The sequence below is a fragment of the Halomonas sp. genome, from assembly GCF_031581305.1.
Lineage (GTDB): Bacteria > Pseudomonadota > Gammaproteobacteria > Pseudomonadales > Halomonadaceae > Halomonas.
In genome coordinates this window covers 1-5,076 of the sequence record NZ_JAVLBC010000214.1, presented here as the reverse complement: position 1 = coordinate 5,076, position 5,076 = coordinate 1, and the positions used below count along the sequence as shown (strand labels likewise).

At 69.0% G+C, this 5,076-nt stretch carries 8 protein-coding genes; 5 read left to right on the top strand and 3 right to left on the bottom strand.

The genetic code is table 11. The annotated features are described in order from the left end of the window. Positions 1–529: ATP-binding cassette domain-containing protein (locus RI841_RS14255; protein WP_310706295.1), on the bottom strand; the 529-nt coding region annotated here is incomplete at its 3' end. On the opposite strand from RI841_RS14255, the gene RI841_RS14250 reads away from it, so the two are divergent. Continuing rightward, positions 528–1,241, top strand: coding sequence for an arylesterase (locus RI841_RS14250; RefSeq protein ID WP_310706294.1), 714 nt, complete (start codon positions 528–530; stop codon positions 1,239–1,241). The genes RI841_RS14255 and RI841_RS14250 overlap by 2 nt on opposite strands. On the opposite strand, the gene RI841_RS14245 is transcribed toward RI841_RS14250, so the two are convergent. Together RI841_RS14245 and RI841_RS14240 are read right to left on the bottom strand one after the other, a co-directional pair. Next, the gene (locus RI841_RS14245) at positions 1,232–2,137 is read right to left on the bottom strand and encodes a DMT family transporter (protein ID WP_310706293.1); all 906 of its coding nucleotides are present in this window, start codon (positions 2,135–2,137) and stop codon (positions 1,232–1,234) included. The genes RI841_RS14250 and RI841_RS14245 overlap by 10 nt on opposite strands. Beyond that, a complete protein-coding gene (locus RI841_RS14240) occupies positions 2,134–2,403 on the bottom strand; it encodes a SelT/SelW/SelH family protein (protein WP_310706292.1) in 270 nt (89 codons plus the stop codon). Before RI841_RS14240 ends, RI841_RS14245 begins: the two co-directional genes overlap by 4 nt. A gap of 56 nt (positions 2,404–2,459) precedes the next feature. On the opposite strand from RI841_RS14240, the gene RI841_RS14235 reads away from it, so the two are divergent. The 4 genes from RI841_RS14235 to RI841_RS14220 form a co-directional block, all read left to right on the top strand. Further along, entirely contained in the window at positions 2,460–3,773 is a 1,314-nt protein-coding gene (locus RI841_RS14235; protein WP_310706291.1) for an MFS transporter, read from the top strand. 115 nt (positions 3,774–3,888) lie between these two features. After that, complete coding sequence (locus RI841_RS14230) at positions 3,889–4,323, top strand: PAS domain-containing protein (RefSeq protein ID WP_310706290.1); 435 nt, start codon at positions 3,889–3,891, stop codon at positions 4,321–4,323. A gap of 186 nt (positions 4,324–4,509) precedes the next feature. Beyond that, positions 4,510–4,707: a PA3496 family putative envelope integrity protein gene (locus RI841_RS14225; RefSeq protein WP_310706289.1), complete on the top strand. Its 198-nt coding sequence runs from the start codon at positions 4,510–4,512 to the stop codon at positions 4,705–4,707. A gap of 199 nt (positions 4,708–4,906) precedes the next feature. After that, positions 4,907–5,076 (top strand): ATP-binding cassette domain-containing protein (locus tag RI841_RS14220; RefSeq protein ID WP_310706296.1); only part of this gene is annotated, 170 nt, incomplete at its 3' end.

The window sequence follows — 5,076 nt, the reverse complement described above, 5'->3', positions numbered from 1 at the left end:
GCTCGTCGGCGAACACCAGCTCGGCGCCGGTGACAAAGGCGCGCGCCAGGGCCACACGCTGCTGTTCCCCCCCGGAGAGCTGCTTGGGCAGGTGGTCCAGGCGCTCACCGAGGCCAACGCGGGACAGCCAGTCGCGCGCCCGGGCCTCGGCCCCGGGGCTCGGCGACAGCTCCAGCGGCAGCAGCACGTTCTCCAGGGCCGTCAGAGTGGGCAGCAGCTGGAAGTTCTGGAACACGAACCCAACCCGGCCCGCCCTCAGGGAGGCCCGGCCATCCTCGTCCAGCGCGCGAAGCGACTGGCCGAACAGCGAGAGCTCCCCGCCGCTGGGCATATCCAGACCCGCCAGCAGGCCCAGCAGGGTCGACTTGCCGGCGCCGCTCTGGCCGAGGATCGCCACGCTCTCGCCAGGGAACACCGCCAGTGACAGGTCACTCAGAATGCTCAGCCGCCGCTCGCCGCTTTCGACCTCCTTGGCAAGGTGATCGGCGTGTAGAATCGGTGAGGCATCCGTTCGAGAGGAGATGGACATGGCGAAGGGCTTCCCTGTAGGTGCGTCAAGCCGGCGCGCACCACGCCGGCTCGCTGGGCACTGGTTCTCGGCACTCGGATTGCGGGTGCTCGGGTTGACGTTACTGTTGCTCGCCGGCGCGGCACAGGCGGCGGAGAGACCGGTGCTGCTGGTGATGGGCGACAGCCTGAGCGCCGCCTACGGCATCCAGCGCCAGGCCGGCTGGGTCAGTCTGCTGCAGGCGCGCCTGGACGGGAAGGCGCGGGTGGTCAACGCCAGCATCAGCGGCGAAACCTCCGGCGGCGCCGCCGCCCGCCTGCCCGACCTTCTCGGACAGCACGAACCCGATATCGTTGTCCTCGAACTCGGCGGCAACGACGGCCTGCGCGGCCTGCCACCGGGCCAGTTCGAGGCCAACATGACCGCCATGATCGAGGCCAGCCAGGCAGCGGGCGCCGAGGTGCTGCTGCTCGGCATCGACATCCCGCCGAACTATGGCCGGGCCTACCGCGACGCCTTCACCAGCGTCTACACGCGGCTGGCCGACGCCTTCGATCTGCCGCTGGTGCCCTTCCTGCTCGACGGCGTGGCCCTGAAGGAGGACCTGATGCAGCCCGACGGCATCCATCCCACCGCGGCCGGCCAGCCACGGATCCTGGAAAACGTCTGGCCGCAGCTCGCACCGCTGCTCGAGGCGAACGGCGCCGTCGTGGCGGAGAGCGCTCAGGACTGAGCCACCGGCGTGGGCGCCTTCTGCCACTGCTGCAGCCCGAGACCGCCGAGGATCAGCGCCAGGCCCAGCAGGGTTGAGGGCAGGATCGGCTCGCCGACCACCAGGTAGAGCAGCAGCAGCGATACCGGCGGCGAGAGGAAGATCAGGTGGGAGACCTTCGCCGTGCGCGAGACCCGGTGGACGGCCAACTGCCAGAGCACGAAGGCAATGCCCATCTCGAACAGCCCCACGTAGATACCCGCCCCCAGCGCCGTCCAGCCGTGCCAGGCCATGCCCGGTCCAATCAGCAACAGCACTGTGAGCACCGGCACGCCGACGCTGAAGTTCTGCCACTGGGCCACCAGCGGCGGACGATGATCGCGGGCATTGAGCAGCCAGTAGAGGGCCCAGAGCAGCGTCGAAGCGAGCGCCAGGCCGACCCCCAGCGGGTCGGCGAAGACCACGTCGAACACCGCCCCGCGGGTGGCAATGACCCAGACGCCGGCGTAGGCGATCAGCCCGGCCATCACATCCATCCGGGTGAGGCGCTGCCCCAGCAGCGGCACCGCCAGGAAGGCCATCGCCAGCGCCCAGGTATAGTTGAGCGCCATGGCCTCCTGGCCAGGCAGGCGGTCGTAGGCGCCGAAGAGCACCAGGTAGTAGGCCACCGGATTCATCAGCCCCGCCCAGGCGGCGGTGCGCCAGCCACCCCTGAGCGCCTGGCCCAGCAGCCCCTGGCGCGCCACCAGCACGCCGATCAGCGCCCAGGAAACCAGCGAGGCCAGCCACATCAGCGCGAGCGGCGACATGTAGGCCAGCGCCACCTTGAAGGCGGTGGCCACGGTGGACCAGAGCGCCACCGCCCCCAGCCCGAAGAGCATCGCCTGGCGATCACCGCTGGTGGACATCGGGCTCATCGGTCGAGGTGTCCCAGGTCACGGCCGGGGGCCAGGCGGTCGCGCACCGCCTGCTTGAGGGCCTTGATGTCGGGGAAGCCGCCGTCGCGCTTGCGCTCCCAGAGCGACGCGCCGTCATGGAGGATCTCGAAATGGCCGCCATGGGACGGCACCAGGGCCACCTCCTCCAGCTCCTCGCCAAAGGTGGAGAGCAGCTCCTGGGCATACCAGGCGCTGCGCAGCAGCCATTGGCACTGGGTACAGTAGTGGATTCGAATGCGTGACATGGAACCTCGAGTGCCGCAACAATGAGCCTCCCGATGATACCAGCCAGGGAGTTCCGATGGCCGACCCCGAGATCAGCCAGACCCGCCTCTTCGAGTGGCTCACCGGTGACGAGGACAGCCGGATGTGCCGGGACATCCCGGACGAGGCCTGCAACGAGCAACCGCGCAACTTCTTCCTGCACCTGCTGGCATCGCTCGGCAACAAGCTGGCCGACGAGCTCGCAAGCGCCCGCCTGGTGCTGCCCTGGCTGCTGGGGGTGATCGGTGCCCCGCTGTGGATGGTCGGCCTGCTGGTGCCGATCCGCGAGTCGGGTGCCCTGCTGCCCCAGCTGTTCGTGGCCGGCTTCATCCGGCTCAAGCCCGAGCGCAAGTGGGTGTGGGTGCTGGGCGGTGCCCTGCAAGCCCTGGCCGCCGCCCTGCTGGCCCTGCTGGCGCTGCTCGGCAGCGGGGCCATGGGGGGCGGTCTGGTACTCGCCGTGCTGGTGGGGCTGTCGCTGGCCCGGGGCCTGTCGTCGATCGCCACCAAGGACGTCATGGGCAAGACCATTGCCAAGCGGCGCCGCGGCACCCTGATGGGCTGGAGCGGCAGCGTGGCCGGCGCCGTGACCCTGGCCGCCGGCGGGGTGCTGATGCTGTTCGGCGACCGCCCCGGGGAGCTGGCGCTGGCCGTGCTGCTCGGGGTGGCGTCGCTGGGCTGGGCCGTCAATGCCCTGTGCGCGGCACGCATCCGCGAGACCCCCGGCGCCGCGGAGGGCGGCGAGAATGCCTGGGAAAGCGTCAAGCTGGGGCTGCGCCTGCTGCGCGACGACCGCGACTTCCTGCACTTCAACCTGTCCCGCGCCCTGCTGCTGGCCAGCGCCCTGGCCCTGCCCTATGTGGCGCTCCTCGGCCAGCAGCAGAGCGGCGCCGAACTCGGCGGCCTGGGCATCCTGATCATCGTCTCCGGTGTGGCCGGCATGCTGGCGAGCCCCATCTGGGGCAAGCGCGCCGATGCCTCGAGCCGCCGAGTGATGCGCGACGGTGGCCTGGGCACCGCCGCCGGCTGCCTGCTCGGAGCGGTATTCGCCTGGCTGCCCGGCGCCTGGACCGAAACCGTCTGGCCCTATGCGCTGGCCTATGCGCTGCTGGTGATCGTCCATGCCGGCGTCCGCCTGGGCCGCAAGACCTACATCGTCGACATGGCGGGCGCCGACAAGCGCGCCCTCTATGTGGCGCTCTCCAACACCCTCACCGGCGTGCTGATGCTGCTGGTGGGCGGCGGCGTCGGCCTGCTTGCCCAGTGGCTCGGCAGCGCCGGGCTACTTGCGCTCCTGGCGCTGATGGGCCTCGGTGCGGCCGCCAGCGCCCAGCGCCTGCCCGAGGTGGAATGACCCACTGTCACGCCGGCGCGTTGAAATCCCGACGCCGGCTGGCCATGATGAGAGCAATATCCCGCCCCTTGCCGCCACCCGATGCGCCAAGGGCACCGCGACAGGAACCCCCTGCATGAAACGATCCCCCCTGATCAGCCCGGAACTGCTGGAACGCATCGTCGATGCCTCTGAGGACGGCATCGTGGTCGCCGAGCAGGAGGGCGACGAGAACATCCTGATCTACGTCAACCAGGGCTTCGAGCGCCTCACCGGCTACAGCGCCGATGAGATCCTCTACCAGGACTGCCGCTTCCTGCAGAACGAGGACCGCGACCAGCCGGGGCTCGATGCCATCCGCAAGGCCCTGAAGGCGGGTCGCCCCTGCCGCGAGGTGCTGCGCAACTACCGCAAGGACGGCACGCTCTTCTACAACGAGCTCTCCATTACCCCCATGTACGACGAGGACGACAACCTCACCTACTACATCGGGGTGCAAAAGGATGTCACCGAACGCGTCGAGGCTCAGCTGGAGCTCGAGCGGCTCAAGGCCGAACATGGCCTGAGCTGAGACGACGCGCTGCGGCGGCGAAAAAAGTCCTCCGGGGGCTTGTCTCCCGCCTCCCATGCAGCTATATAGCCAGCAGGCAACGGCTGTTGCCTGCTGGCGCTTCAGGTTCCGCACCCGGGACGGGAAGCGATCGAATGATCCGCCGGACACCGCCATGCTCGGCCCCGGGCCATGGGAGGACATCACATGAGCCATGAACCCCTTCTCGACACCAACGACGATGATCAGGACTACCTGGAAGCAGTCAATGACGACTACGGTCGCATCCGCCCCAGCAGTCGTGCCGATACCCTGAGGGCCCGCCGACGCGTGGAGGCCCTCATCGAGGAGCGCCGCCTGCGCCGCGCCATCGAGGACGACTGGGACCTCGAAGAGGAAACGTAAGGCGCGTCCGGCGTATATCGCCACCTGCCGGCACCGCCATGCCCGGTGCGCTGTCGCTTACCGGGCCTACTGCCCGATTCCCTTCTGTAGGCCCGATAAGCCGGAGGCGCATCGGGCGGAACCTGCTGAGGCGCTGGCCTTTGGCCTGCCCGGCCACTATCATCGTGGCCACTGAACATCCTCCAACCAATGGGTTCCCATGGCGCAATACGTCTACACCATGAACCGGGTGGGCAAGGTCGTGCCCCCCAAGCAACACATCCTCAAGGACATCTCCCTGTCCTTCTTCCCCGGCGCCAAGATCGGCGTGCTGGGCCTCAACGGCTCCGGCAAGTCCACCCTGCTCCGGATCATGGCCGGCGTGGATAC